This is a genomic window from Pontibacter cellulosilyticus, from assembly GCF_014306105.1.
GTDB lineage: Bacteria > Bacteroidota > Bacteroidia > Cytophagales > Hymenobacteraceae > Pontibacter > Pontibacter cellulosilyticus.
Genome location: NZ_JACRVF010000001.1, coordinates 317117 through 343282, shown reverse-complemented (window position 1 = coordinate 343282; position 26166 = coordinate 317117). Strand labels below are relative to the sequence as shown.

The following is a 26166-nucleotide window of genomic DNA, read 5'->3' as shown; positions in this document are numbered from 1 at the left end:
ACCTTGCTTCTAAACTCTACCTCATGGAGCCTATCACACTTGCCTCCGGTGCCAGCTATTTTAAGAGCCCTGCCATGGCTACTACAGCCGCCATTGATGCTTTAAATGCAAACAAAACGTTCTACGGACCCACCGAAGGAACAGCAGCATTGCGGCAGGCGGTGTGCGATAAGTATAGCCGACAAGGGCAATCAGTGCAGCCGGAGCAGGTACTGATAACGCCCGGCAGCAAACAGGCGCTGTTCAACCTTTTTTCGGTGTTGCTTCGCCAGGGCGATGAAGTGGTGATACCTACTCCTGCCTGGTTTGGGTTTCATGAACTCATGAAGTATAGCTGTGGAACGCTGGTGCCCCTGCCAACTACTCTACATGATAACTATAGGATATGCCCGGAGAAACTGCGCCAATCGCTGAACGGGAACAGCCGTATACTTTTATTAACAAACCCGGGCAACCCCACCGGCCGCCTGTATTCAAAAGCGGAGCTGGAGGCATTGCTTGAGGTTACAAATGAGTTTCCGAACCTATACGTTATTTCCGATGAGATTTACGACCATATTACTTACAGCCAGCCTTTTACTCCTATCCTTTCCTGCGTGGGGGCAAAAAAAGAAAAGCTCATCATCGTAAACGGCTTCTCAAAGTCTTTTGCCATGTCTGGTTGGCGCATCGGGTTTATACTTGGCCCGGATGATGTTATAAAAAAGTGTATCGACTTCCAGGGCAATACCCTATCTGGTTTGCCAGAATTTGTTCAGGAGGCAGCCCAGTCTACCCTGGAGCAGAGCGACGAGGCTTTAGAAGAAATGTTGCCCATACTTGCACAAAACAGGCAATTAATGGCTGCTGCCCTAGATGCCATGCCCGGAGTAACGTATTACCTGCCGGAAGGAGCCTATTACTTTTTCCCGGACTTCAGCGCTTACCTGCACAAGAAAACACCTCAAGGTGAAGAACTTGGTACAAGTATAAAATTAGCTGAATACCTGCAGGAGCACTATAACCTTGCCATAGCCCCCGGCGATAAATTTGGCTCCCCCGGCCACGCACGCTTATCCTTTGCCATAGAACCAGAAAAGCTGCAGGAGGCGATGGAGCGTTTAACTCAGGGGCTATCCGAGCTAGTATAAGTAACCTGTCCCTCACAATACTGTCAACTTAAATTAAAACTGTCATCTCTCCCAAAGGTCGAGATGACAACACGGAATCTTATACTTTAACGGCGAGAGCAACACATGCAAAGCAGATAAACATCTGCTTCTAAAATTCCTGTACCTATCCGGAATAAAAGAGCTAATTTTGCGGCTTCTTAACCTGTTACCATGAATACTGCCGAATACAAAGAACATTTTGCTAAAAACATTACCCTTGCGTTCCCGGTGGTGCTCAGCCAGTTGGGACATATCATGGTGAGCGTGTTCGACAGCTTGATGGTTGGCCAGATTGGTACATTGCCACTTGCAGCGGCCTCTCTGGGCAACAGTATCTTTATGATCACCCTGGTATTTGGCCTGGGCGTATCCTACAGCATTACACCCCTTATTGCAGCCGCTGACGGCCGCCGCAACTACACCCGCATTTCGCTTTTGCTGTTAAACGGACTGGTATCGAACGTACTCTTGGGCATACTTTTATTTATAGCAGGATATTTTCTTTCACCCTACATCACGTTCCTCGATCAACCGGACGCAGTGGTAAAGTTGGCGGTTCCTTACCTCAATATCCTGTTCCTGTCTATGGTGCCGCTGATGGTATTTCAGGCATTCAGACAGTTTGCAGAGGGCCTTTCCTTAACAAAGCAGGCCATGTACATCTCTCTAGTGGCCAACTCCCTGAACATCGTGCTTAACTACATCCTGATCTACGGTAAGTTGGGCTTTGAGCCAATGGGCCTGGTAGGTGCCGGTTGGGCAACTTTAATCTCGAGGGTGGTGATGGCTTTGATGATGGGCGGCTATGTGATCTTTGCAAAGCGCTTCGATATCTTTCGAAGGTTTCTGCGACTGCGTCACCTGTCGTTCCTGCACATTTATCGCATTTTCAGGTTAGGCTTACCCATTTCCGGTCAGATGATCTTTGAAATGGGCGCCTTCAGCTTTTCAGCGATCATGATCGGATGGCTGGGAGCCAAGCAGCTGGCAGCTCACCAGATAGCCATTAACGTAGCCTCTGTTACCTACATGATGGCTAGCGGTATCGCAGCAGCAGCCACCATTCGGGTAGGTAACCAGAAAGGGATGGGCAACATAAGAGGAATGCGCGTGGCCGGTTTAAGCAGTTTTGCCATGGGCGCACTCTTTATGCTGGTCAGCGGCCTGCTGATGATCGCTGGTAACAGGCTCATACCAATGTTGTACATCGATGATGTGGAGGTAATTCAGATAGCCTCTACCCTGCTCATTATTGCCGCACTGTTTCAGATATCGGATGGCGTGCAGGTGGTAGGGTTGGGTGCCTTGCGCGGTTTAGAGGATGTTCGTATTCCAAGCCTTATCTCGTTGCTGGCTTATTGGGTGATCGGCTTACCAGTAGGCTACCTGCTGTGCTTTAAGTTGGGCTTTGGCGTTAACGGCGTCTGGATGGGGTTATTGGTTGGATTATCTGTAGCAGCTGTTCTCTTATTCCTTCGTTTTAAGGCACTTAGCAACCGATACAAAAAAATTGCATTATAGCATGGCACTAAAACTATAGGCACTGCGTTGCGAAATTATAACTGATTAAACTTTTTAGCCGAAGTTAACATGCTTATTGCCTCCTTTATCTTGTCACTATGGACAGGTCTGTTTTCGCCTGCCGTAGCAACACCCGGTAGTGGCGCGTCCGGGGTAAACAATGCGCCAGCCAACACTGCTACTAAAGTTACCTGGTCTGAGTCGCGCAGGCTTACCTGGGAAGACTTTAAAGGTACCCCTGAATCAGGTAATCCACATCACGCTCTAACAGCGGCCAACCTGGCCGTGGATGCAAAGTGTAGCAGCAACAGCTTTGCCTATGAGGTAAAATGTGTTTTTTTGCCGGAAGAATCCTGGTCTAAAAATAAAAAATCTGAATCGCTGCTAAAGCACGAACAATTGCATTTTGACCTGACAGAAGTGCACGCACGACAGCTTCGTAAAAAACTGAAAGCGCTGGGCAGCAGCTGCAATAACCTGAAAGGAAACTTAACTCTTACGGTAAATGCCGCTTTTAAAGAGTGGAAAGCCGAGCAAGACCTGTTTGATAAGTCGTGCAGCCATGGCCTGAATAAAACTGAAGAAGCTGCCTGGGCAGGCTACATTGAAAAGCGCCTGCTAGAGCTAAAAGAGTATAAATAGATATACAAAGTATAAAAGCGAAGGCGCCTGTAAGTTCAATGGCTTACAGGCGCCTTCGCTTTTATACTTCTACCGGATGGCTTAGGCCTTGTCCAAATTCTTAATTGCTGGTCCTGTTACCACTTTACCGTAGGGGTCAAAACGTGAACCGTGGCAAGGGCAATCCCATGACTTTTCTACGTTATTCCAGTGCACAATGCACCCTAGGTGTGTACACACTGCGGAGCACTCATGCCTTACACCATCTGCATCGCAGTAAACTGCCACTTTAGAGGCACCCTTACGCATTAACCGGCCAGTGCCCGGCATTACCTCTGATGGGTCGCTTACTTCACCTGGGGTAACATAATCAGCCATTTGTGCAGCTACATCCGCATTTTCCTTTATAAAAGTACCTGCCGATTTAAGGCTGATCCGGCTTGGGTCGTAGATCTTCTCCCACTCATTTTTGCGTCCCATAATCAGGTCTGTAATTAACATACCGGCAATAGTTCCGTGTGTCATGCCATGTCCTGAGTCGCCGGTGGCAATGTATACATTCTTACTGTCCCCCGGATTTCTGCCAATGAAGGCAAGCTTGTCTACAGGCTCATATACCTGCCCCGACCATCGGAACTCTACCTCCTCGGCCATCGGGAATTTTAGTCTTGCCCATCTTTCCAGCGCATAAAAATGTTTTTCAGGATGATCATCGTGTCCTGTTTTGTGATCCTCACCTCCAACAATAAGTAAATCAGTCGCAGCACCTCTTTCTTCAGCACCTTGTAATCTGATGTAGTGATAAGAGTCTTCCATGTCCCAGTATAGCGCATCAGGCACTGCTCCTTTAGGCACTGCTATACCTATAGCATAAGTTCGGTATGGAGCCTGCTTGGTGTGCATGGTTACCATATCATTTACAGGAGTGTTCGTGGCCACCACCAAGTGGTTGGCAGCAACTGTGTGCCGGTCTTCTGTCATCACAGTAGTTACAGTTCCCGAATTAAACTCCACTACTTTTGTATCAGTGTAAACTTGTCCGCCTTTTTCAATGAATGCTTTTAATAGCCCGCCCATATACTTCATCACATGAAAGCGCCCCTGCTCCGGAAACTGAATGCATGGCAAAGCTGTGAGACTAACCACAGGACACTCTTTACGCATGATCACATCCCGCCATCCAATCTGCTGCAATGCCTCTAGCTCCTTCATCAATTCCTCTTCCTGGCTGCGGCTGTTTGCGAAAAGGTACCCGTTCACCCGATGAAAGTCACAGTCAATGCTTTCTTCCTGGGCTATCTTTTCTATCATGTCAATGGCGCGGGCATGGCTCTGGCAGGCAAGACGTGCCCCGTCTTTACCGAACAGGTTGATTAGGTTTGAGAAGCGATCATCGAGTGCATTGGACAAATGGGCGGTTGTTCGTCCAGTTTCCCCACCGCCAATATTCTTGGCTTCAAGCAGCACAACCCGCTTCCCTTCCTTCGACAGCAGGTAAGCTGTTGTAAGCCCTGCTATGCCGCCGCCTACCACACACACGTCGCAGGTAAGGTTATCATTCAATTTATGCGTGTCCATAAACGACACATCCTTTACCCAAAAAGGCACACTAGCTCCGGATAAGTTTTCCATAGTTCTTAATTTTGCTCTAAATAGGCTATTTAAAGTATAAAGCAGCCCGAATGTTAAGGAGTACGGAGTGCCAAAACTATTAGTTTCTGAGGGGCTATCAGCATCCCATTATAAAGGATACCTAACCTAGAAAAATGCAGCACTCATAGTTCTCTCACCAGTTCTTACAAGTTGTGTTTAGATTCCGGCATAACCTGCAACTTTGATTTTAGGAGCAGAAATTTTATACTTGAGCACTGGCAGGATACTGGAATGTTCATAAATCGCTGCCACAAACACCTAAAATTATACTTCCATGCACGCACCATCCGAAACTATGGATACCATTACCTGGCAGCACTTTGAGCAAACAGATATCAGGGTAGGAACAATAACCGAGGCAGAAGACTTTCCGGAGGCACGCAAGCCAGCATACAAACTAACAGTAGACCTGGGCCCGCTGGGACTCAGAAGATCGAGTGCTCAGATCACGAAGCACTACGCTAAAGAAGAACTTATAGGCAAGCAGGTACTGTGTGTGACAAACTTGGGCAAAAAGCAGATCGGCAAGTTTATGTCAGAGGTGCTGGTTACTGGTTTTGCCGATGAAAACGGAGATATTATACTTGCACAACCAGCGGGTATGGTACCCAACGGCAGTAAGTTGATGTAAGCAGAACTGAAGGTGGTAGTTAAGAATTACTGCGCCTCCAATTTTTGCAGTTGTGGGGTTTCAGCTCTCAGTTTGGTTTCGCGCAGGCTTAGTGTGTCTACAATAATTTCATAGAGCGCGTCCATCTCCTTTAGATTATCTTTGTAGTACTGGTAAGTTTCCCGGAACTCCTGTTCCGTTACATCGTGCTTCTCAAAGATTTGTTTCTCTCTATACTTAAACACCATCTGCGCAGTGTCCGGGTAAATTAGCTTGCCTTCTATCTGTGCCTCAGCAATATGAATGTCCGCTAAAATCTGCACCATCTTATCCTGGGAGATAAGGTTTTCAGGTCCATCGGTCTTTTTTTCGCCGCAGGCAAACAAACTGAAGCAAAAAAGTATGTAGAAAAGTCGTTTCACAGCTGAAAATTACGAGAATATATCATAATTTTAAAATCTGAGGCTATAGTAATCGTACCATGAAAGAGCTTGTTCAGAAGCTACGCAAGTATGAGATACGCATTCGCAAGGCCATTACCACGCAAATGCAGGGCGACTTCCATTCTGTTTTCAAAGGAACAGGGCTGGAATTTGATGATGTGCGCTCGTACCAGTACGGCGACGACGTGCGTTCTATAGACTGGAATGTATCTGCCAAGGGGCACGGTACCTTTGTTAAAACATACCGCGAAGAAAAAGAACAGTCCGTATTCCTGATGCTGGATGTAAGTGCCTCGCAAAGTATAGGCACCGGAAAGCAGCAGAAAATTGATGTAGGCAAAGAGATCTGCGGTGTTCTTGCCCTGTCTGCAGCGCAACAGCAGAGCCAGATAGGCATTGTGTGCATCTCCGACCAAAAGGAGAAATACATTAAACCGGCAAAAGGTATACAGCAGGCTTATACGATTATCAAAGCTCTAAACGAGCTAAAGCCACAGTCTGTTAAAACTAACCTAGCTGCAGGCATTAAACTTACCCTGGACATTATTAAGCGCCGCAGCATTATCTTGCTCATCTCTGATTTTATTGATGTGAATTATGAGAAGGAGCTTGCCATGCTGGCCAAGCGACACGATTTGATTGTCATCCATTTGCAGGATATACGGGAGCAGAAGGTGCCGCCAATGGGTATTGTTCCGATTCTTGACAAGGAAACCGGCAAAACAGTGTGGCTGAACACATCCGGTGATGAGTTTCAGAAAAAGTTTATCGCACGCTATACAGAGAACCAGGACAAAGTGGTGCGCATCTGCCAAAAGTACCAGGCAAATTACCTGGCCATCCAGACAAACGAGGATTATGTGCCGCAGCTAATCAACCTGTTCAGGCTAAGAAACAAAACTACAAAGCGAAGTGCGTAACATCTTTTTATTTATACTTCTGTTTCTGTTACAGGGGCCATTACAGGGGCAGCAACTACGCAAACCTGTAGGCGGTTTTGCCCAGGACACAGCAAAACTAGGCCAGTTACTGCAATACTCTTTAGTGCATCAGCACCCTGCAACACAAGAGGTTATCCTCCCCGACTCCAACTATAACTTTACCCCGTTTGAGTTTGTAGCTAAAACGTATTTCCCTACCACCACCAAAGCGGGCATCAGTACCGACAGCGCAGTTTATACTTTGCGAACCTTCGAAACTATTCCGGTGCAACAACTGGCTTTACCGGTATATATTTTACAGGGAGCGGATACCATACAAGTGTTTGCCACCGCTGATGCCGTGCAGGTGCAGCAACTGGTTAGTAAAGTGCAGGAGCCGCTATCTATAAAAGACAACACGAAACTGGCTGTTGTTGAGCAGCGCTTTAACTGGCCAATGATGTTGGTCTACATAGTGGCAGGTTTGGTATTTGCTAGCTTAATATGGTTTGTTTTCGGACAGGCAATCATCCGCAAGTATAAACTTTACCGGCTCCGAAAAGACCATTTATACTTTGCTTCGCGCTACAACTCGCACCTGGACAGGTTTGTAAAGTCAGGCTCCTCTCAAAGTATGGAAAAGGCTGTTTCGTTATGGAAGAACTACCTGACCAAGCTGGAGCGAAGCGCCATTAACTCATTTACCACGAAGGAGATTGTTGAATACTACAACGACGACGAAATCGTGAATACAGCCCTGCGCACCTGTGACAAAGCCATTTACGGTAACGTGGCAGCCGAAGCAGACACGGAAACAAAGCAGGCCCTAGGAATGCTGCGCAGATTTGCCAAAGGCCGCTACAAAACACAACGAGAACTGATAAGGAATGCAAAGACTGCCTGACGACTTCTGGGATTGGCTTGACCCGGAGTGGTTTAGCTACAGCACTCTTCGCTCTTTTGATTGGGTGTATCCGCTGGTACTTTATGCGCTGCCGGTGGTATTGCTGCTATTTGTGCTACGGTGGCTGTTCTCGCTCAGCGCCAAAAGCAAACTGGACCTAGCCCTATTCTCAGGTAAAATTAAATGGCAGTGGATCAGCCTGCTTCGCCATATCCCTACTATTTTGTTTATGCTGTTTATTATGCTGGTGCTGGTGGCATTGGCCAGGCCACAGCGTGTAAATGAGCAAATAGAGCAAACGGCAGCAGGTATCGATATTGTGCTGGCTCTGGATGTATCTGGGTCGATGGAACTGACTGACATCAAACCCAACCGCCTGGCTGCTGCCAAAGAAGTCGCCCTTGATTTTATAAGCGGGCGCGTACAGGACAGGATAGGAATGGTTGTATTTGCTGGAGATGCCTACTCCCTTTCCCCGCTTACCACCGATTATGAATTACTTCGCGAAAGTATAAAATCTATCGGGTTCAAGATGATAGCTAACGACGGTACAGCCATAGGAAGTGCGCTGGCTGTGGCCATTAACCGCATGCGCGACTCCGATGCCAAAAGCAAGGTAATCATACTTGTAAGCGACGGCGAGAACACTGCCGGAAGCCTGGACCCAGAGTTGGCTGCGCAGTTGGCATATGCTTATGGAATTAAGTTATATACTATCGGCATTGGCAAAGACGGGCAGGTAGCCTACAAAGACGAAACAGGCCAGACACTTTACGTAGAGACTAAACTGGATGAGACAAGCCTTCGGCAGATAGCGCAAACCGGCGAAGGCCAGTTCTTTAGAGCAGATTCTAAAAATGCGCTGCAGCAGATTTTCCAGAACATCAACCGCCTGGAGAAAACGGAGGTAACAGAAAAGCGTTTCCGGGACACCCGCGACTATTACCAGGTATACCTAAAGTGGGCATTGCTCCTGCTGCTGTTTTGGATGCTGCTCAAAAACACTTTTATCACCAATGTGTTGGAAGACTAGATGGAGTTAGAGAATTATTGCAGTGAAATCATAGCGCCTTTAAGATCAGTGAACATCTCGTCGGTTATAAAGCAACAACACCAGCCATACCTGCACATGCACACTAAAACAGCTTATAATTATCCTTGCTCCGTATAAGAGCCATAAATCAGATTTCGCAAATACAACTATAAACTATGAGCATCAAAGACAACATTTTATACTTTGACGAGCAATTAAGAAACACCCCCTGCCGCCTGATAGCTGTTACTAAAACACACCCAATAAAAACGATTCAGGAAGCGTATGATGCAGGACACAGGCTGTTTGGCGAAAACAAAGTGCAGGAACTAGTTGAGAAACGCGACCTACTTCCCCACGATATTGCCTGGCACCTGATCGGTCACCTGCAAACAAACAAAGTAAAGTATATCGCGCAGTTTGTAGATACCATCCAGTCCGTTGATAGCCTGAAGCTTTTAGTAGAGATTAACAAGCGCGCCGAGCAGTTTAACCGCACCCTCCCGGTAAACTGCATGCTGCAGATATCAATAGCTGACGAGGAAACAAAGTATGGCATGACGATGGAAGAAGCAGAAGCCATATTGCAGTCGGAGGAGTATCGCCAGATGAAGTATATCCGGATAACAGGCGTAATGGGCATTGCCACCAACACTGACGATGAAGGTAAATTGCGCGGTGAGTTCCGCCAATTACGGTACAACTTCTTACATCTGAAAGAGAAATACTTTTTTGCAAATGATGATTTTAAAGAGATATCTATGGGCATGACATCTGACTGGAAAATTGCCTTAGAGGAAGGCAGCACCATGATTCGGGTGGGCAGCGGTATATTTGGCAACAGGAACTACAACCGCTAAGTATAAGCCAGTGCACAAGATCATTCTTGGTGCCGCCCTTTTGCTTATTTCTTGTTCTGCCTGTAAAACATTGAAAAACATGGAGCCCACGTCCACTGCTACTGTACAATTGCCAGCCTTCGACATGGAAGGCCATAGAGGCGCGCGTGGCTTGTTTCCCGAAAACACCATACCCGCCATGCTAAAGGCGCTGGAGTTAGGCGTAACTACCCTTGAAATGGATACCCACATCAGCAAAGATGGTAAAGTATTCCTCTCACACGATCCATACTTTAACCGAGAGCATGAACTATTGCCTGCAGGTAAGGAAATACCGGCTACTCAGGCTAAGCAGCACATACTTTACCAGTTAGATTACAGCGATATCAAAAAGTATGACGTAGGCTCTAAGTTTTACAAAAAATTCCCAGAGCAGCAACTACAGAAGGCGCACAAGCCACTTTTAGCGGAGATTTTTGATACAGTGCAGGCTAATATAAAGGCTAGGCAGTTAGCACAGGTATTTTACAACATCGAAACAAAATCGAAGCCTTCCGGCGACGGTATTTACCATCCTGCCCCAGAAGAATTTGTAGATAAGCTAATGGCTGTTATACTTGGAAAGGGTGTGGAGCGATATGTTATTATTCAGTCTTTTGACGTGCGCACACTGAAGGTTGTAAAGCAGAAATATCCTGAAATAAAAACTTCACTGCTGGTCGAAAACAGGTATGGCCTGAAAAAAAACCTAGACCTACTGGGCTTTACTCCAGATATTTACAGCCCTTACTATAAACTTGTAACACCTGGTCTTGTTAAAAAAGCACATAATTTAAACATGAAAGTCATTCCCTGGACAATAAACACACTGCAGGAGATAAAAGATCTGAAAGCAATAGGTGTGGATGGTGTGATCACAGATTACCCGAACCTGTTTAAAGAGCTGTAATAGAGGGAGCTTACGTTTTAAAACAATAATAACGGTTAAATTATAAAAAACATATCTTTCTTCTATTCTCAAAAGTATACACCTTTGTATCTGATCTGACACATTAAAAAAGTAACACTATGACCCAAAGCACAGCCGACATAGAGAAAAGCTACAAGAAGTTTATCAAAACAATTGTAGAAACGAACAAAGTATGGGGCCTTGCCAAAGACGACACCTGGGCTACGTCCAGCTCTGCTGAGTTCGAAGACACTGAGGTAATCCTGTTCTGGTCTGATCAGGCTGGGGCAAAAGCCTGTGCCGAAGACGACTGGGCAGACTATACACCAGAATCTATCACAGTTGTGGAGTTCTTGGAGAACTGGTGCGTGGGCATGTATAGCGACGCTTTGTTAGTTGGTGCGAACTGGACATCTGACCTGAGCGGAAAAGAAGTGGAGCCGCTGGAAGTTGCATTGGATGTAGTGCAGGAACTGAAGGCGCAGGATAAAACGCTGGAGTTTACGCAATACGACAGCCAGCAGGAGTTTGAAGAGCAGGTAATAGAGGCGCTGGAGGGCGAAGAGTAGTAACTGTCATACTTGCTAAGATGCTGAGTAGACTAAAAGAGGTCGAACGGAAACTTCTTATTGCTTCCATAGTGCCAGGTGTATGTTTGGCCAGTCTTTTCTTGTTTAAGAATGTTATCTTCAACATTCTTTACGAATTCACGGGAATTGCTATAACAGCAATATCCTCAGGCTTATCGCTGTTTATACCTTACCTGCTTACAGCGCCGGCTGCTATTGTATTCAGCTCTTTGCTTTGCAGACATAGGTTAACTTACGATAAGGCACTTACCGCAGGGATGATCTCAAACTACGCATTTTGTTTGTACATCATACTCTTTATAACTAGTGTGGACAGAACATCTATCCCATTATTTGGATTAGTTGGAATTATATTTTTTGCAACTCTCTTCGGATTTATCCTGGGAGCACTTACAGCTGTGTTAAATGATAAAATTGAGCCTGGAAGAATAAAAATTAAATTTTAAAGTGACACAAAAAACGATACTCCTTATCGCCAGTGCGCTGGGTGCAATAACTGTTGCCATTGGCGCATTTGGTGCGCATGCCCTGGCTAAAATGTTGGAGAGTACTGGCCGCGTAGACACCTTTGAGACTGCCGTGAAGTACCAAATGTACCATACCCTAGCCTTACTGGCAGTAGGCTTACTATTATTCAGGGTAGAGCAGCCGGCTTTGCAGGTAGCAGCGTGGTGCTTCTTTCTGGGTATACTTATCTTTTCAGGTTCGCTATATGTGCTTTGTGCTACAGGTATCACCTGGTTAGGAGCCATTACTCCTATTGGCGGAACATTGTTTATTGTTGGCTGGGGCGCTCTGTTCTATGCCGTTTTAAAAGCGCTATAAGTATAAATAAGTATAAAAGAGAAGGGCTGCCAATTTATGGCAGCCCTTCTCTTTTATAGTATAATTGCGATTACAAATTACTGCTTTGCGCTCGCACCTGATTTCTCTTTGATGTTAGTTACGATGTACACATACTTCACGCCATCGGCAGAGTTAGAGTGTATCGTAATTGGCTTCTTCTGCTGGCCTAGTTTGCCTGCACTATTAAACTTAGCTGTTACGGTACCAGTTTTACCAGGCATTACCGGCTCTTTTGTCCAGGCTGGAGTGGTGCAACCGCAGGTAACATCTACACGCTCAATAACAAGCGGCTGTGTACCAGTGTTTTTAAATTTGAACACATGTTCTACCACATCGCCTTGGGTGATATCGCCAAAGTTAAACTCTGACTCTTCAAACGTAAGAACCGGACCATTTACTGCCTGCTCTTGTGGAGCCGAAGCCTTAGCTTTTGGTTTTTCCTGCGCCACAGCGCCGCCAGCAACAAGTGCAGCAAATGCGAAAGAAAGAAGTATTTTTTTCATTTTGTAAAGGATTAAGGTTAATGCGATAGCTATTATACTTGTATTACAGCAAAAACGATGCGATAAATATTTTCTTTTGTCAGCTAACTAATAATTGTTGGTTAAAGTTCAGCAGGTACAGTTCCCCCGACGAACGTGTAAGAGCTGTATAGAGCCATCTGGCAAACTCTTCGTTTACCATGTCCTCCTTCAAAAAGCCCTGATCCACGAACACAGCCTTCCATTGGCCACCCTGCGCTTTGTGGCAGGTTAAGGCATAGGCAAACTTTACTAGCAGTGCGTTTAAGTACGGATTCTTTTTCAGCTCTTTATATCGTTCCCGCTTGTTTTTGATATCCATATAATCCTGCAGCACCTCTTCATACAGCTTCTTGTTCTGGTCAGCAGGCAGCGCCGGAGCATCAGTATAGAGAGTGTCTAGCATGATCTTTACTTCTTCTTCCGGTGCATCCGGGTAGTCTATAAAGCGTACGCGCACATCGGCAAACCTAAAGCCATACATATCTTCGTAGCGAATGATCTTGGTAACCTCTACAAAGTCCCCGTTGGCCATAAACCCGATATCAGAATCCTTTGGCAGCCAGAAGTAGTTATTACGCACAATCATCAGGTAATCGCCCACTCCTATCTCATCCTCTGCAAAGAAAATACGCCTGCGGATGTGCTGGTTATAGAGGTTAGCCATCTTATTGGAGCGGCAGATCACAATCGTGCCTTCAATGCCAAATTTATCATAGGCATAGCGTAAGCCATCCTCCAGTTTTTCGCCAGTCATCTGGTAAATATCACGCCAGCCTTTGGTAAACAGTTTTATCTCCAGCTTCTCCTGCTTCATGCGGTCGCGTAGCTGCGTGGCGTTCATCAGAATTCCCGAAGATTCTGCCTGGCGCATTACCTGTTTTAACTCCATCTGCTGCACATGGCAACGGAAGTTACTTTTCATGTACTCGCTGTCCAAAGAAGGGCTGAGTGTTTGCCCCACCGGAGGCAGCTGAGCAGTGTCGCCTATCAGCAACAGTTTGTTGTTTTTTTTCTCGAACACGTACTGCAGCAGGTCCAGTAGCAAACCATTTTCACCAAATCCGCTCTCATCAGAAATCATAGAGGCCTCATCCACGATATAAACCGTGTTATCAGATTTATTAGGCATTCGGGTAAAGGTGAGACCCTCTGAGAATGGATTTGCTGTTTGGCGGTAGATCTTTTTATGGATAGTATGCGCAGGCTTTCCGCTATAGCTGGACATTACTTTGGCAGCACGGCCTGTTGGAGCCAAAAGCACATACTTATAGCCAAACTTGTTCAGGATTTTTACCAGTGAAGTAACCACAGTTGTTTTACCCGTACCGGCATAGCCTTTCAGCAGAAACACCTGTCGTTCCTGTTCTTTATTAAGTATAAATTCATCCAGCTTCGTAAAAAGCTTCGCCTGGTCCTCGGTTGGCTCAAAAGGAAAACTGGAACGTAAGGCTTCTACTGGGCGCATTTATAAGAATTATGAATGATGAATTTCGAATTATGAATGAGTGGTACTTCTATAATTCACTACTCGGAGGGGCTAGAGGTGGATTCGAACTTAGAAACAACCACACCATCTACTCCTGCTACACAACAGAAAAAGATGCTTTATAAATCCTTTGCCTGAGGTATAATTAACAGTTTAGAATATCAGGATGCAAAGTATAGCATTTCTGATTTAGTCATCGTTGAAATCAACAAGCTCACGCTGTAAATTTAGGCCAGCCCCTACTCTTTATTTTCTACCTCTTTAACTCTTCCGGCGTAATGTTAGCCATACTTGTAGTTGCTTTGGCAATTAATAGCGGTTCGTCGTTTCCACAAACTACATATACTTCTGCCTCACAAAAGTTTAGTTTACGGCCCTGCTTTAGTACGTAGCCTTTCGCTATCAGCTTATCACCTACTCCTGGATGAAAGTAGGATACTTTGATTTCGGCGGTAACCACATGATGGCCTTTTGGAACAAGACTGACTGCGGCAAAACCTGCTACAATGTCGGCAAGAGTGGCTATAACGCCTCCGTGGGCAAAACCTTTATGCTGTTTGTGTTTTTGTTCAAGTATAAGCTCGCCTTCTACCCGTCCAACTTCTATCTTTGTTACATTAAAGCCCATGAGCTTCATGAACTCCTGTCGCTCCAGCTTTTCGCGTATGTCCTGTTCAAAATCAGGATTAAACGTTTGAATCATTCTGTAAATTTACGACCAAACCCTTTGCTTAACAAACATGGCAGAACTAAATCCTAAAGCCGCTGGCTATGCCGATAAAGTGCGCATACGGGTGTGCGGCATCTGCATCGAAAACGATAAACTGCTGCTGGTAAAACATGAACATACTATTGGCAACAAAGCTTTTTGGATACCTCCGGGTGGGGGCCTCTCCTACGGCGAAACTATACAGGACTGCCTGCAACGCGAAATGCTGGAGGAGACCGGGCTGCATGTAAAGGTAAACCGCTTCCTTTTCACAAATGAGTTTCTGCAGCCGCCACTGCATGCTGTGGAGCTCTTTTTTGAAGTAAGTATAACAGACGGCGAACTGGCGACTGGCACTGATCCGGAACTGAAGCAGGACCAGCAATTAATCGAAAAGGTACAGTGGCTGAGTATCAAAGAAGTTCAATCCATACCCATACCTGACAAACACCGCGTACTACAGCATCTGATCTCACTAGATGACCTGTTGGGTCAGGATCATTATTTTATCTCCGGCAACTAGGCGTGCTGCCGTTTGCCATATTTTTTATATACTTGCACAGGCAGTACAACGGCCATTTGGCATTGCTTTAACATCCATACTTTGAACACAACAAGCATACACTTCCGGCTCTCCCACAAAATACACGACGAAGCTTTTTCGCTGGCACAGGCACAGGTTTGCAATCTGTACATCTCGGTAAGCCATAAAGCGATACGTTTGGCTGTGGTAGATACAAACCGTAATAAGTTTGTAGTACTGGAGGATTATGAACTGGTATCGGTTTTTAATGCCATACAGGTGGCTGAACAGTTGCGCCTCGTGGCTTCAGAGAATCCGCTGTTGCAGGAGAAAAACTGGCAAACGGTACGGGTGTCGGTAAGTAACCAGCATTTTACCCTGGTACCTGAAACTCTTTACGACCCGGAACACCAGAACGATTACCTGATCCTACACAGCCAGGTAAATCCGGAGCAGGATGTGATTCTGTCTTACAGGCACAGTGGCCTTGAGGCTGTAAATATTTTTGCACTGGATGCCGCCATCTATGAGGCTCTGCAGTACATTTTTCCTGACAAACAAGTACAGTTTATACACCAGACAAGTGCCCTGATCAAAAGTATACTTTTGCAGGCTAGTCGTACCGAGCGCAGAATCTATGCTTTTGTGGAACGCAACTATGTAACGGTGCTGGTGGTAAGTCAGAATGGATTAGAGTTCTGCAATATCTTTCATTACCTGAGTCCAGAGGATTTCATCTACTACATCATTTTTGTGATGCAAGAGCAGAAACTGAACCCAGAACAGGAAACTATCACTGTCTGGGGCGATATCACCCATGACTCTACCCTGTTTACCACGCTGCAAAAGTATATCCGCCACATCAAACTAGGTAAAAAACCTGCCGATGTAGAATACAGCTATAAATTCCACGACATGTTTGAGCACCGGTATTTTGAGCTGTACAGCATGCACCTTTGCGAGTAGAAAGTCAAAGAGCTATTTCTTGTTTAGAACTTAAAACATTTCCCAACTAAAATGAAACGCATTGCCCTCTTCCCCGGATCATTTGACCCATTCACGAACGGACATTACGATGTGGTGATGCGCGGATCTAAACTGTTTGATGAGGTGATTGTGGCAATTGGCAACAACAGCAGCAAACAGCGCTATATTCCAGTTGAGAAAATGTTTGAGGTGATGACACGGCTGTTTGCTGACCAGCCCAACATTATAGTAGACACCTTTAAAGGCCTTACTGCAGAGTATGCCCGCGAAAAAGGTGCTCAGTTTCTGCTGCGCGGCCTGCGTAACACCACCGACTTTGAATACGAAAATACTATAGCCCAGGCAAACAAGCACGTGAACCACGACCTCGAAAGCGTGTTTCTGATCACCTCACCGCAACTGGCAGCTATCAGCTCTTCTATTATCCGTGAGATTCACCGATTTGGCGGTAATGTGGATGAGTTTATACCTTTCCGGTTTTCTGAGATTGCAGATAGTGTTGCACAATAAAAGCAATGGAAGTATAAGCGTTCGGTAACACAGCCAGTACTTCTTCCGGTGTCATCCAACGCACTTCTTCTATAAACTCCTCTGCCTGTGGTTTCATTAGGCTATCGTCGGAGCAGCTCATCAGGAACCAGCTGGTTTTCTTCAATATCTTTTTGCCTTTGTAGGCATAGGAGTGCCAGGTTTTAGGCAGCTTCTCAATCACTTCCACCTTAATATTGCATTCCTCTTCCACCTCACGTACGGCGCCTTCTTTTACCTTCTCTTTCTTGTCGAGCTTACCTTTTGGAAGGTCCCACACGCCGAGGCGGTACATCATCAGAATCTTTCCGTCTTTTACCACCAAACCGCCGGCTGCTTTCACAATTTTGAACTGATCTTTGAGGTGCTCGATCAAACGCTTCTTTTTATCGGTAATCAGCGTAAGTGAGCGGAGTTTCTTTAGCTTTTTCACCTCCATCAGGCGCACCAAACGGTCAATCAACAAAGCATCTGCATCTTTTATCAGCACATCTCCCACCAAGTCTTTGGATGTAAAATGATCGGATGACTTCAGAATAAGGTCATACTCATGCTTGTACACCTTTTCAGATGCTTTCTTCAGGATCAGCGGAATATCGTTTATAAAAACGTTCATGCAGTTTGATACGTGGGATGAATGCGAAATTTACACAAATAGATAAATAAATCACGTTAATCAAAGCTCCTCAACTCAAAAAGGAAGATAATTTACGTAAATTCGACCCATGGAATCTACGAACACAGCACATCAGGTAGCCTCATACTTGCTAGAGACAGAGGCCGTAAAACTAAGACCAGAGCAGCCGTTTAAGTGGAGCAGCGGCTGGAACTCACCTATTTACTGCGACAACCGCGTTACACTTTCCTTTCCGTACATCCGCAGTTATATTAAGCAGCAGCTGGCTGAACTTATCAGGCAAAATTACCCGGATGCCGAGGCCATTGCCGGTGTTGCCACCGCAGGTATAGCACAGGGTGCGCTGGTGGCCGATTGCCTGGAGATGCCATTCCTGTATGTTCGTCCGGAGCCGAAGAAGCACGGCATGGGCAACCAGATAGAAGGTCGTATTTTAGAAGGACAGAAAATTGTGTTGGTAGAAGACCTGATCTCGACAGGTGGCAGTTCACTTAAAGCCGCTGAAGCCGTTAAGGCTGCTGGTGCCGAAGTTGTAGGTATGGCTGCCATTTTCACCTATGGCTTTGCTGTGGCAGAAGAGAATTTCAGAAAAGCAGGTATTCCGTTACATTGCCTGAGTAATTACAATGCTTTAACGGAGGCTGCGCTCGCAAATGGTTACATTCCGGAGAGTGCCATGGATGCTTTAGCTGATTGGAGAAGATCACCTGAGACCTGGGGCTTGTAGTCTGAATCAGGATTTTCAGGAATAGTGGATGGATGGGATTTTTGCAGCCTATGTCCAACCACCCCTGCCCCTCCTTATCCAAGGAGGGGAGTTTATACTTGCTGCTCCTCTTATACTTCGTGTAGCACCTTATATCTTTTGTCATCCTGAAAGAATCTTGGTCGAATTAGGCATTGTAAAAGTTCTTTTGAGAAGGTAGCGCAAGGGTTTTAAATTTTGTTCAACTATTCTCCTCCCGGGATCTTGAAGTAGATAATCAACAACAGACAAAACTGTCTTCTTGCGTTAGAGTAAAACCTTTGTTTGAAGGACTAGAGTCAATCCTGTTAATCCCAAAATCCCGTAAATCCTGATCATGAAAATAGGCCTCCTCTCCGATACCCACTCCTACCTCGACGATCAGATTATCCGATTGCTATCAGACAGAGACGAAATCTGGCATGCCGGCGACTTTGGAAGTATAGAAGTTTCAGACAAGCTAAGTGAGTTGGCACCGCTGAGAGGTGTTTATGGTAACATTGATGACGCAGCTATCCGAAAGGTGCATCCAAAAGTAAACCGCTTTACAGTAAATGGCCTGGATGTAATGATGACGCATATTGGCGGTTACCCGGGCAAATACCACCCTGATGTGCGCCAAAGCATAAAAGAGAACCCGCCGCAGCTATACATTACTGGGCACTCGCATATACTTAAGGTAATGACGGACAAAAGCCTGAATAACCTGCTGCACATAAACCCGGGGGCTGCCGGCAAGCACGGCTTTCACAAGATTAGAACTATGGTGCGGTTTGATATCGAGGCCGGGCAGTTAAAGAACCTGCAGGTGATTGAACTTGGAAAGCGGGCATAAAAAAAGTGTGCCTGCACTAGCAAACACACTCTGAAGTCTTTTGAAAACCCGCCAACCGAAGCTTTCACAGCGTTGGCAGGCAGATGGTTTTACTTTGCCGTAAAAAGACTACTCAGCTGAAGTTTCTTCAGTTGTTTCTTTTTTGTTCTTTGGAGCTTCACCGAACTGAGCTCTTAGCTCGTCCATGTCAACGTTCTTGATAACAGGTGTTAACAATAGCTGCTTAATTCTGGCAACCTTGTTGTTTGCTCTTGCCTTATTTTTACGGTCTTTTCTTTTAAGTCTAGTAACTCCCATCGTTGCAAAATTTTAATTTGAAGGGCAAAAGTAAAATATTATTTTTGAAAAGTAAAGTATTTTTCTGAATCTAATTAACATGAATATAACAGACCTACGCTCCGACACCGTTACAAAACCTACTCCTGAAATGCTGCAGGCCATGTTTGCTGCCCCGGTTGGCGACGATGTGTACGGAGAAGACCCAACTGTAAATGCGCTGGAAGAAAAAGCTGCAGCCATGTTTGGCATGGAAGCCGGCCTCTTCTGCCCTTCCGGCACCATGACCAACCAGATAGCCATTAAAGTACATACACAGCCGCTTACAGAGGTTATCTGCGACATTACAGCACATATTCACCAGTACGAAGGCGGTGGCATTGCATTTAACTCCGGTGCGTCAACAGCGCTGGTACACGGCAACCGCGGCAAGATGACGCCAGCACAAATAGAAGCCAATATTCGTCCGCTGGACAATATACACTTCCCGGAAACAAAACTGGTAGCCCTTGAGAATACCTGCAACAAAGGCGGCGGTACATTTTATACTTTAGAAGAGATTGCAGCTATATCAGAAGTGTGCAAACGCCATAACCTGGCCCTTCACCTGGATGGCGCACGCGTTTTTAATGCGCTGGTTGCCTCCGGCGATGCAGCAAAAGATTACGGTTTATACTTTGATAGTATCTCGATCTGCATCTCTAAAAGCCTTGGTGCACCGGTAGGTTCTGTGTTGTTAGGCAACAAAGAATTTATCAAAAGAGCACGCCGCATACGCAAAGTGTTTGGCGGCGGTATGCGCCAGGCAGGTTACATAGCAGCTGCCTGTATCTATGCCCTGGAAAATAACATCGATCGCCTGCAGGAGGACCACCTGAAAGCCAAACTCATAGAAGAAACACTGCTGCAAACCGATTATGTGGAGAGTGTGCTGCCAGTTGAAACGAATATTGTAATCTTTAAACTGAACGAAAAGTATACGGATGCTGACTTTGTAACAGCTTTAGCGAAAGAAGGGATTCGTGCAGCCGCCTTTGGCCCGCAGATGATTCGGTTTGTAACCCACCTGGATGTGACCGAGGAGATGATGCAGCATACGCTGCAGGTTCTTAAGTCGCTGAGTAAGCAACAGGTGGAAGTATAAAACCTTTACTTATCAACTGATGACGATGTCATTTTAAGTAAATAAGTTGTCATTTCGAGCACAGCGAGAAATCTATCCAAGGTTAGTGCAGAAAGAATCATGTAAAGATTTCTCGCTGTGCTCGAATGACATTGTTAGTTCACTTACTAATACTCCTAAAACTATGACTCCCTCTCCTTCTTTTCCCTCTGCTGAGGCAATGGCTGTATTGTCTCAAGATCCGATTATGGCAGCTATTATTCGGCAAGGACAGCCTCTGAAGTCTTCTAAATCAGAAGATCTATACTTTAAACTACTCAGCTCTATTGTGTCGCAACAGCTTAGTACAAAAGTGGCGGCCACTATTTTCAGGAGATTCACCGAGCTGTTCCCGGAAAGCTACCCCCACCCCCGCCTGGTTTTGGAAACGCCTGACGAGACACTTCGCAGTGCAGGACTATCATTCCAGAAGATCGGTTACATTCGAAACGTGGCAGCCTTTGCCAATGAGGGTAATTTGGAGCATACCACTATTGATGCTATGCCTGACGAAGATTTGATACAGCACCTGACACAGATAAAAGGCGTTGGACGCTGGACTGTAGAAATGCTGCTGATGTTTGCCCTGGAAAGGCCTGACGTGCTTCCTCTAGATGACCTTGGCATTCAGAACGCCATGAAAAGGCACTACAGCCTCGAAGAAACTGGTAAAGCACTCAAATTACGCATGAAGGAGATATCAGAAGTATGGCGACCTTACCGCACTATTGCCAGTAAATACCTCTGGCAGTCTCTGGATAATATGCCTAAGTAAAAACCGGTGATTAAGCTTACTCAATAAGATTGCTCTCTTTACCGGGTCCAACCGCCCATAACCCCCTCCTTGTTTAAGGCGGGGAATCTGCCACTAATACTTCAAAAGTATATACTCTATGGTTTCTGCTTAACCTGCCTTCTCACTAGATCCTTTCAGGATGACAAAAAAGGGTAAAGAGTAGTATTGAAAAGGCAGTAGAAGTCATAAAAACGGATTCCCCGCCTTAGACAAGGAGGGGCTAGGGGTGGTTGGACCCAGAACTGCAGAAAAACATCCTTAATTCCTTTAACCTACGGTCCCTTTAGCTACTTTCTCCAGCATCTTCAGCACCAGTTCTTCAGTACCTGTTAGGTTCTTTGTCTTAGGGGAAGTAACATCATGTTTTTCCAAGTACTTTAGCAGTTTATCTTCCCGGAAAAGATTTACCACCTCCGGGTGAATATAGTATTTCGTGCAGACACTTGGAGTGTTTCCAAGTCCCTTGGCCACTTGCTTTACCGCTTCCTTTATACTTTTCTCCTTTTCCATTTCCGGGTTTTCCTCGATCACTGTTTCCAGGCACTCCACCATGCGAACAGTACCGCCCCATGTCCTGAAATCTTTTGCTGTAAAATCATACTTGGTAGATTCGCGCAGGTACTCGTTCACATCCCCAGACTCAAGCGTTTGCCGCTCTCCGTTTTCATCGTAGTACTGGAACAGGTCGTATCCCGGAATGTCGCGGCACTTCTTAACAAGCCTGGCAAGTCTGCGGTCTTTCAGGTCGATGTCGTGTTCTACTCCCTTTTTCCCTTTAAAAGAGAACTTGACGCTGCTGCCGTTAAACTTCACGTGTCTGTCGCGCAGGGTTGTAAGGCCATACGATTGATTGGACTTAGCATAATGCCGGTTGCCTATTCGTATCAGTGCGTTATCCATGATAGATAGTACAAGCGCAGTTACCTTCCGGCGGTCCAGTTGCCGGGATTTTATGTCTTGCTCAATCTGCTCCCGCAAAGCTGGCAGACACTTTCCAAAAGAGATCATCCGTCCGAACTTGGTAAGGCTTCGAGCCTGCTGCCACTGCGGATGATAGATGTATTGCTTTCGCCCTTTTGCATCGCGCCCGGTTGCCTGTAAATGCCCTTTTGCTGATTTTGCTATCCAGACATCGGTCCATGCCGGAGGAATTACCAGGGCATTGATGCGCTTCATTACTTTTTCGTCCGTGACCTTATCTCCGTTTGCATCTAAGTATTGGTAGCCTTTGCCTACTTTTTTACGGGTATAACCGGGTTTACTGTCTGATGTATATCTCAGGCCTGCCCCCAAAGCGGATTTGGAAGGGTCGGCGTATAGTTCGTGTACTTCGTTCTTTCTAGCCATCTTCAGAGGCAGCCATTTATCTTGCCCCAAGCAAATCATACTACACTTGCCTTTAAAAGTTTTGTAACACCTTTATACTTTAGCTAACTATGTAGTGGATGCTTTGGCAAACTGACTATATTTGTACCTATCACCTACGTTTAAAAACGGTCCTGAAATCATGCATAAAAACCTTTCTTACCTGTATGCCTTCTTCGGTTTCTTTCTGTTAGCCTGTGGCGCAGTGGCCGTAGACCTTGCCGGCGAACAAGCAAAAACGGCTCTGATAACAGGTGCTGCAGGCGGGTTGATAGGACTTACTGCAGGACACTTTCTTAACCGCGGCCACCGCTGGGGGTTTATACTTGGCACCGCAGAGGCAGGCTTGTTAACACTGCTCCTGGGCTGGCGCGCAACAGCATATTTTATTAAACTGTTGGGCATGATGCAGCAAGGGCAGGAAACTGGAAACACTGAAACGGCAGGCATGGCATTTTTGCTTACTACAGCCATGCTGGTTATTGCTTTTCTCACGCTCACTGTTTCGATTATGTTCGGAAAACAGGTGTTAAGAGAAACAAAATAGGCATTCGTCTATATTATTTTTGAACTTAAATACCTGGTGTTATATTGTTGTTTGATATAACTCTACTTTAATCAAACTCACATGATCAAACAAATCGGGATGAGCATTGTGCTTACAGCTAGTATTGTAAGCGCAGCAGAAGCTCAGACAAAGCTCGTGGAGAAGGTAACCAAGAAAGGCGACGAACTGGTTATTCCTTACTCAAAGTATAAGCTGGCCAATGGCCTTACGCTGATTGTACACGAAGATCACTCTGATCCGGTAGTACACGTTGATGTTACATACCATGTGGGATCTGCCCGCGAAGAGGTAGGTAAGTCCGGATTTGCGCACTTTTTTGAGCACATGATGTTCCAGGGATCTGACAACGTGGCTGACGAAGAGCACTTTAAGATCGTGTCTGAGTCGGGTGGTACGTTGAACGGTACAACAAACCGCGACAGAACAAACTACTTTGAGACAGTGCCTAGCAACCAGCTAGCTACAGCCCTTTGGCTGGAGGCTGACCGTATGGGCTTCCTGTTGGACGCGGTAACACAGAAGAAATTCGAAGTACAGCGCGAAACTGTAAAGAACGAGCGTGGCCAGAACTACGACAACCGTCCTTATGGTTTGGTATACGAGAAAACATCTCAGAGCCTATACCCTTATGGCCACCCATATTCCTGGACAACCATCGGTTACATCGAAGACCTGAACCGTGTAAACGTAAACGACCTTAAAAACTTCTTCCTACGCTGGTATGGCCCGAACAACGCTACAGTAACTGTAGGCGGCGACGTGAAGCCAGAGGAAGTAGTGAAACTAGTTGAGAAATACTTCGGCTCTATTCCTGCTGGCCCTGCCGTACAGGACATGAAGCCAATGATGGCGAAGCTGGACAAAGACCGTTATATTTCTTACGAAGATAACGTTCGTTTCCCGATGCTGCGCATGACGTACCCAACTCCTGAGGCTGGCCACAAAGACGAAGCTGCACTGGATGTATTGGCTGAAGTACTGGGCCAGGGAAGAAACTCTATCTTCTACAAGAACTTTGTAAAAGACCAAAAAGCGCTTTCTGCATCTGCATCTAACTCAACTTCTGAGCTTGCCGGTGAATTTGGTATCTCTGTTACTGCTTTCCAGAACACAAAGCTTGCTGATATGGAGGCCCTGCTTCGTAAGTCTATCGCTGAGTTCGAGCAGCGTGGCGTTACTGAAGACGACCTTATCCGCTTCAAAGCATCTGCAGAGAGCGGCCTGATCAACAGAATGGCAAGCGTTAGCGGCAAAGTATCGCAGTTGGCAGCTTACGAGACATTCCGTAACAACCCGAACTACATCCAGGAGGAGATTAAGCGTATTAACGCTGTTACCAAAGAGGATGTAATGCGCGTGTACAACCAGTACATCAAAGGCAAAAACGCTGTTATACTTAGCGTGGTACCTAAAGGCAAATCTGACATGATTGCCAAAGCAGATAACTACACTGTTTCTAAAGATGGCTATATGCCTGCAGCTGATGAGTATAGTGGCCTGAAGTATACAAAGGCTGTTGATACTTTTGATCGCAGCAAGCGCCCTGAGATTGGCGCGGCTCCATTAGTTGCTGTACCTAACTATTATACTACCAAGTTCAAGAACGGCCTGAAAGTTATCGGTACTAAGTCTGACGAAATACCAACTGTAACTATTCAGCTTTCTATTGCAGGTGGTCACCGCCTATCGGCAAAAGACATGAGCAAAGCAGGTGTTAGCTCACTTACTGCCGCTATGCTGAACGAGGACACTGAGAACTATACTTCTGAGGAGTTTACTAATGAGCTGAACAAGCTAGGTAGCTCTGTTAGAGTATTCGCCGGATCTGATGAGACAGTTGTTTCTGTACAGTCGCTGAAGAAAAACCTGGACAAAACGCTGGCCCTGATGGAAGAGCGCATGTTCAGACCTAAGTTCAACCAGGATGACTTTGATCGTTTGAAGAAGCAGCAGATTGAAGGTATTGCTAACCAGGCTACACAGCCAACTGCCATTGCGAGCAATGTGTACAGCAAGCTTCTTTATGGTGCAGACCATATCTCTGCCATGCCATCTTCTGGTACAGTGGCAACAGTAACAAACGTTACTCTTGACGATGTGAAGAAGTTCTACAATGATAACTACTCTCCTTCTGTTGCTAACCTTGTAGTGGTAGGCGATATCACGGAGAAAGAGATTCTTGGTAAACTGGACTTCCTGAAAAACTGGAAGAAGAAAGATGTGAAACTGGTAGCTGAGACAAAAGCTCCGGCTATTGACAAGACCCGCATCTACTTTATCGACAAACCAGATGCAGCACAGTCTGAGATCAGAATCGGTTATGTGGCTATGCCATACGATGCAACCGGTGAGTACTACAAAGTTGGCCTGATGAACTACGCATTGGGTGGTGCCTTTAACAGCCGCATCAACCTGAACCTGCGCGAAGACAAAGGCTATACTTATGGTGCGCGTTCTGGCTTCGGCGGCGGCAAATTCGGCGGTACGTTTACTGCTTCTGCCGGTGTTCGTGCCGATGCTACTGCTGAGTCTGTAACGGAGTTCATGAATGAGCTTACAGGCTTCAACAAAAATGGTATCTCCGAAGACGAGTTAAAGTTCATGAAGAGCTCTATCGGTCAGGCAGATGCACGTAAGTATGAAACACCAGGTCAGAAAGCCGGTTTCTTAGGTCGCATCATCGAGTACGATCTTAGCAAAGATTATGTGAAGAAGCAGACAGATATCCTGAATAACATCACGAAGAAAGACATTGATGCATTGGCAGCTAAACACCTGCCTGTAAACAACATGCACATTGTAGTTGTAGGTGATAAGAAAACAGTGCTAGCTAAGCTACAAGCACTTAAGTATGAAGTAGTTGAACTTGATACGAATGGCAACCCTATCGGTAGCTCATCCGTAAAATAAGGTACATACTACACTTTAGAAGAGTCTCCGGAATT

29 protein-coding genes are annotated in these 26166 nt (G+C 45.8%); 21 read left to right on the top strand and 8 right to left on the bottom strand.

Translation table 11 applies throughout. The annotated features are described in order from the left end of the window. The first annotated feature begins 23 nt into the window (after positions 1-23). From H8S84_RS01460 to H8S84_RS01450, 3 genes are all read left to right on the top strand, one after another. Positions 24-1130 carry an aminotransferase class I/II-fold pyridoxal phosphate-dependent enzyme gene (locus tag H8S84_RS01460; protein WP_187065500.1) on the top strand — a complete coding sequence of 369 codons (1107 nt, stop codon included), beginning with the start codon at positions 24-26 and terminating at the stop codon, positions 1128-1130. A 192-nt stretch (positions 1131-1322) separates the two neighbouring features. After that, positions 1323-2672, top strand: a complete 1350-nt coding sequence (locus H8S84_RS01455) for an MATE family efflux transporter (RefSeq protein WP_187065499.1) — start codon at positions 1323-1325, stop codon at positions 2670-2672. 69 nt (positions 2673-2741) lie between these two features. Beyond that, positions 2742-3314 (top strand): DUF922 domain-containing protein, encoded by a 573-nt coding sequence (locus H8S84_RS01450; RefSeq protein WP_187065498.1) that lies wholly within the window; start codon positions 2742-2744, stop codon positions 3312-3314. Between the two features lie 81 nt (positions 3315-3395). Here the strand turns inward: H8S84_RS01450 and H8S84_RS01445 are convergent, their stop codons facing one another. Beyond that, a complete protein-coding gene (locus tag H8S84_RS01445; RefSeq protein ID WP_187065497.1) occupies positions 3396-4925 on the bottom strand; it encodes an FAD-dependent oxidoreductase in 1530 nt (509 codons plus the stop codon). A 316-nt stretch (positions 4926-5241) separates the two neighbouring features. On the opposite strand from H8S84_RS01445, the gene H8S84_RS01440 reads away from it, so the two are divergent. After that, on the top strand, positions 5242-5577 hold the full coding sequence (locus H8S84_RS01440) for a tRNA-binding protein (protein WP_187065496.1): 336 nt from the start codon (positions 5242-5244) through the stop codon (positions 5575-5577). A gap of 26 nt (positions 5578-5603) precedes the next feature. Here H8S84_RS01440 and H8S84_RS01435 read toward each other — a convergent pair whose 3' ends face one another. Beyond that, positions 5604-5978 (bottom strand): DUF4296 domain-containing protein, encoded by a 375-nt coding sequence (locus tag H8S84_RS01435; RefSeq protein WP_317175412.1) that lies wholly within the window; start codon positions 5976-5978, stop codon positions 5604-5606. 59 nt (positions 5979-6037) lie between these two features. Between H8S84_RS01435 and H8S84_RS01430 the strand changes: the two genes are divergently transcribed. From H8S84_RS01430 to H8S84_RS01395, 8 genes are all read left to right on the top strand, one after another. Further along, positions 6038-6919, top strand: coding sequence for a DUF58 domain-containing protein (locus H8S84_RS01430; protein ID WP_187065495.1), 882 nt, complete (start codon positions 6038-6040; stop codon positions 6917-6919). Then, on the top strand, positions 6912-7823 hold the full coding sequence (locus tag H8S84_RS01425; RefSeq protein ID WP_187065494.1) for a hypothetical protein: 912 nt from the start codon (positions 6912-6914) through the stop codon (positions 7821-7823). Before H8S84_RS01430 ends, H8S84_RS01425 begins: the two co-directional genes overlap by 8 nt. Further along, on the top strand, positions 7807-8856 hold the full coding sequence (locus H8S84_RS01420; RefSeq protein WP_187065493.1) for a vWA domain-containing protein: 1050 nt from the start codon (positions 7807-7809) through the stop codon (positions 8854-8856). The genes H8S84_RS01425 and H8S84_RS01420 overlap by 17 nt, the downstream gene beginning before the upstream one ends. A gap of 176 nt (positions 8857-9032) precedes the next feature. Next, positions 9033-9716 carry a YggS family pyridoxal phosphate-dependent enzyme gene (locus H8S84_RS01415; RefSeq protein ID WP_187065492.1) on the top strand — a complete coding sequence of 228 codons (684 nt, stop codon included), beginning with the start codon at positions 9033-9035 and terminating at the stop codon, positions 9714-9716. Between the two features lie 79 nt (positions 9717-9795). Next, positions 9796-10644 carry a glycerophosphodiester phosphodiesterase family protein gene (locus tag H8S84_RS01410; RefSeq protein WP_187065491.1) on the top strand — a complete coding sequence of 283 codons (849 nt, stop codon included), beginning with the start codon at positions 9796-9798 and terminating at the stop codon, positions 10642-10644. A 119-nt stretch (positions 10645-10763) separates the two neighbouring features. Then, a complete protein-coding gene (locus H8S84_RS01405) occupies positions 10764-11213 on the top strand; it encodes a DUF2750 domain-containing protein (protein ID WP_187065490.1) in 450 nt (149 codons plus the stop codon). A gap of 20 nt (positions 11214-11233) precedes the next feature. After that, positions 11234-11680 carry a hypothetical protein gene (locus H8S84_RS01400; protein ID WP_187065489.1) on the top strand — a complete coding sequence of 149 codons (447 nt, stop codon included), beginning with the start codon at positions 11234-11236 and terminating at the stop codon, positions 11678-11680. A 1-nt stretch (position 11681) separates the two neighbouring features. Further along, complete coding sequence (locus tag H8S84_RS01395) at positions 11682-12059, top strand: DUF423 domain-containing protein (RefSeq protein WP_187065488.1); 378 nt, start codon at positions 11682-11684, stop codon at positions 12057-12059. Positions 12060-12136: 77 nt separating this feature from the next. Here the strand turns inward: H8S84_RS01395 and H8S84_RS01390 are convergent, their stop codons facing one another. The 3 genes from H8S84_RS01390 to H8S84_RS01380 all read right to left on the bottom strand — a co-directional run bounded on the left by H8S84_RS01390 (position 12137) and on the right by H8S84_RS01380 (position 14793). Beyond that, positions 12137-12583 (bottom strand): DUF1573 domain-containing protein, encoded by a 447-nt coding sequence (locus tag H8S84_RS01390; RefSeq protein ID WP_187065487.1) that lies wholly within the window; start codon positions 12581-12583, stop codon positions 12137-12139. Between the two features lie 79 nt (positions 12584-12662). Continuing rightward, positions 12663-14069 carry an ATP-dependent DNA helicase gene (locus H8S84_RS01385; RefSeq protein WP_187065486.1) on the bottom strand — a complete coding sequence of 469 codons (1407 nt, stop codon included), beginning with the start codon at positions 14067-14069 and terminating at the stop codon, positions 12663-12665. Positions 14070-14343: 274 nt separating this feature from the next. After that, on the bottom strand, positions 14344-14793 hold the full coding sequence (locus H8S84_RS01380; protein WP_187065485.1) for a PaaI family thioesterase: 450 nt from the start codon (positions 14791-14793) through the stop codon (positions 14344-14346). A 37-nt stretch (positions 14794-14830) separates the two neighbouring features. Here H8S84_RS01380 and H8S84_RS01375 point away from each other — a divergent pair, with 37 nt between their 5' ends. The 3 genes from H8S84_RS01375 to coaD all read left to right on the top strand — a co-directional run bounded on the left by H8S84_RS01375 (position 14831) and on the right by coaD (position 16819). After that, a complete protein-coding gene (locus H8S84_RS01375; RefSeq protein WP_187065484.1) occupies positions 14831-15322 on the top strand; it encodes an NUDIX domain-containing protein in 492 nt (163 codons plus the stop codon). A gap of 81 nt (positions 15323-15403) precedes the next feature. Continuing rightward, positions 15404-16288, top strand: a complete 885-nt coding sequence (locus H8S84_RS01370) for a DUF3822 family protein (protein ID WP_187065483.1) — start codon at positions 15404-15406, stop codon at positions 16286-16288. Positions 16289-16339: 51 nt separating this feature from the next. After that, a complete protein-coding gene (gene coaD, locus H8S84_RS01365; protein ID WP_187065482.1) occupies positions 16340-16819 on the top strand; it encodes a pantetheine-phosphate adenylyltransferase in 480 nt (159 codons plus the stop codon). On the opposite strand, the gene H8S84_RS01360 is transcribed toward coaD, so the two are convergent. After that, positions 16773-17453 carry an NUDIX hydrolase gene (locus H8S84_RS01360; protein ID WP_187065481.1) on the bottom strand — a complete coding sequence of 227 codons (681 nt, stop codon included), beginning with the start codon at positions 17451-17453 and terminating at the stop codon, positions 16773-16775. The two genes, coaD and H8S84_RS01360, sit on opposite strands and share 47 nt — an antisense overlap. Before the next feature lie 109 nt (positions 17454-17562). Here H8S84_RS01360 and pyrE point away from each other — a divergent pair, with 109 nt between their 5' ends. Together pyrE and H8S84_RS01350 are read left to right on the top strand one after the other, a co-directional pair. After that, a complete protein-coding gene (gene pyrE, locus H8S84_RS01355) occupies positions 17563-18201 on the top strand; it encodes an orotate phosphoribosyltransferase (protein WP_187065480.1) in 639 nt (212 codons plus the stop codon). Positions 18202-18556: 355 nt separating this feature from the next. Next, positions 18557-19054 (top strand): metallophosphoesterase family protein, encoded by a 498-nt coding sequence (locus H8S84_RS01350; protein WP_187065479.1) that lies wholly within the window; start codon positions 18557-18559, stop codon positions 19052-19054. 108 nt (positions 19055-19162) lie between these two features. Here H8S84_RS01350 and H8S84_RS01345 read toward each other — a convergent pair whose 3' ends face one another. Beyond that, positions 19163-19351, bottom strand: a complete 189-nt coding sequence (locus H8S84_RS01345) for a hypothetical protein (RefSeq protein WP_187065478.1) — start codon at positions 19349-19351, stop codon at positions 19163-19165. Positions 19352-19430: 79 nt separating this feature from the next. On the opposite strand from H8S84_RS01345, the gene H8S84_RS01340 reads away from it, so the two are divergent. Both H8S84_RS01340 and H8S84_RS01335 read left to right on the top strand, forming a co-directional pair. Beyond that, entirely contained in the window at positions 19431-20474 is a 1044-nt protein-coding gene (locus H8S84_RS01340; RefSeq protein ID WP_187065477.1) for a threonine aldolase family protein, read from the top strand. Positions 20475-20637: 163 nt separating this feature from the next. After that, positions 20638-21267 carry a DNA-3-methyladenine glycosylase family protein gene (locus H8S84_RS01335; RefSeq protein ID WP_187065476.1) on the top strand — a complete coding sequence of 210 codons (630 nt, stop codon included), beginning with the start codon at positions 20638-20640 and terminating at the stop codon, positions 21265-21267. 288 nt (positions 21268-21555) lie between these two features. Here H8S84_RS01335 and H8S84_RS01330 read toward each other — a convergent pair whose 3' ends face one another. Then, entirely contained in the window at positions 21556-22635 is a 1080-nt protein-coding gene (locus tag H8S84_RS01330) for a DNA topoisomerase IB (RefSeq protein WP_187065475.1), read from the bottom strand. 160 nt (positions 22636-22795) lie between these two features. On the opposite strand from H8S84_RS01330, the gene H8S84_RS01325 reads away from it, so the two are divergent. Both H8S84_RS01325 and H8S84_RS01320 read left to right on the top strand, forming a co-directional pair. Further along, complete coding sequence (locus H8S84_RS01325; RefSeq protein ID WP_187065474.1) at positions 22796-23200, top strand: hypothetical protein; 405 nt, start codon at positions 22796-22798, stop codon at positions 23198-23200. Between the two features lie 81 nt (positions 23201-23281). After that, positions 23282-26131 (top strand): M16 family metallopeptidase, encoded by a 2850-nt coding sequence (locus H8S84_RS01320; RefSeq protein WP_187065473.1) that lies wholly within the window; start codon positions 23282-23284, stop codon positions 26129-26131. Positions 26132-26166: the final 35 nt, after the last annotated feature.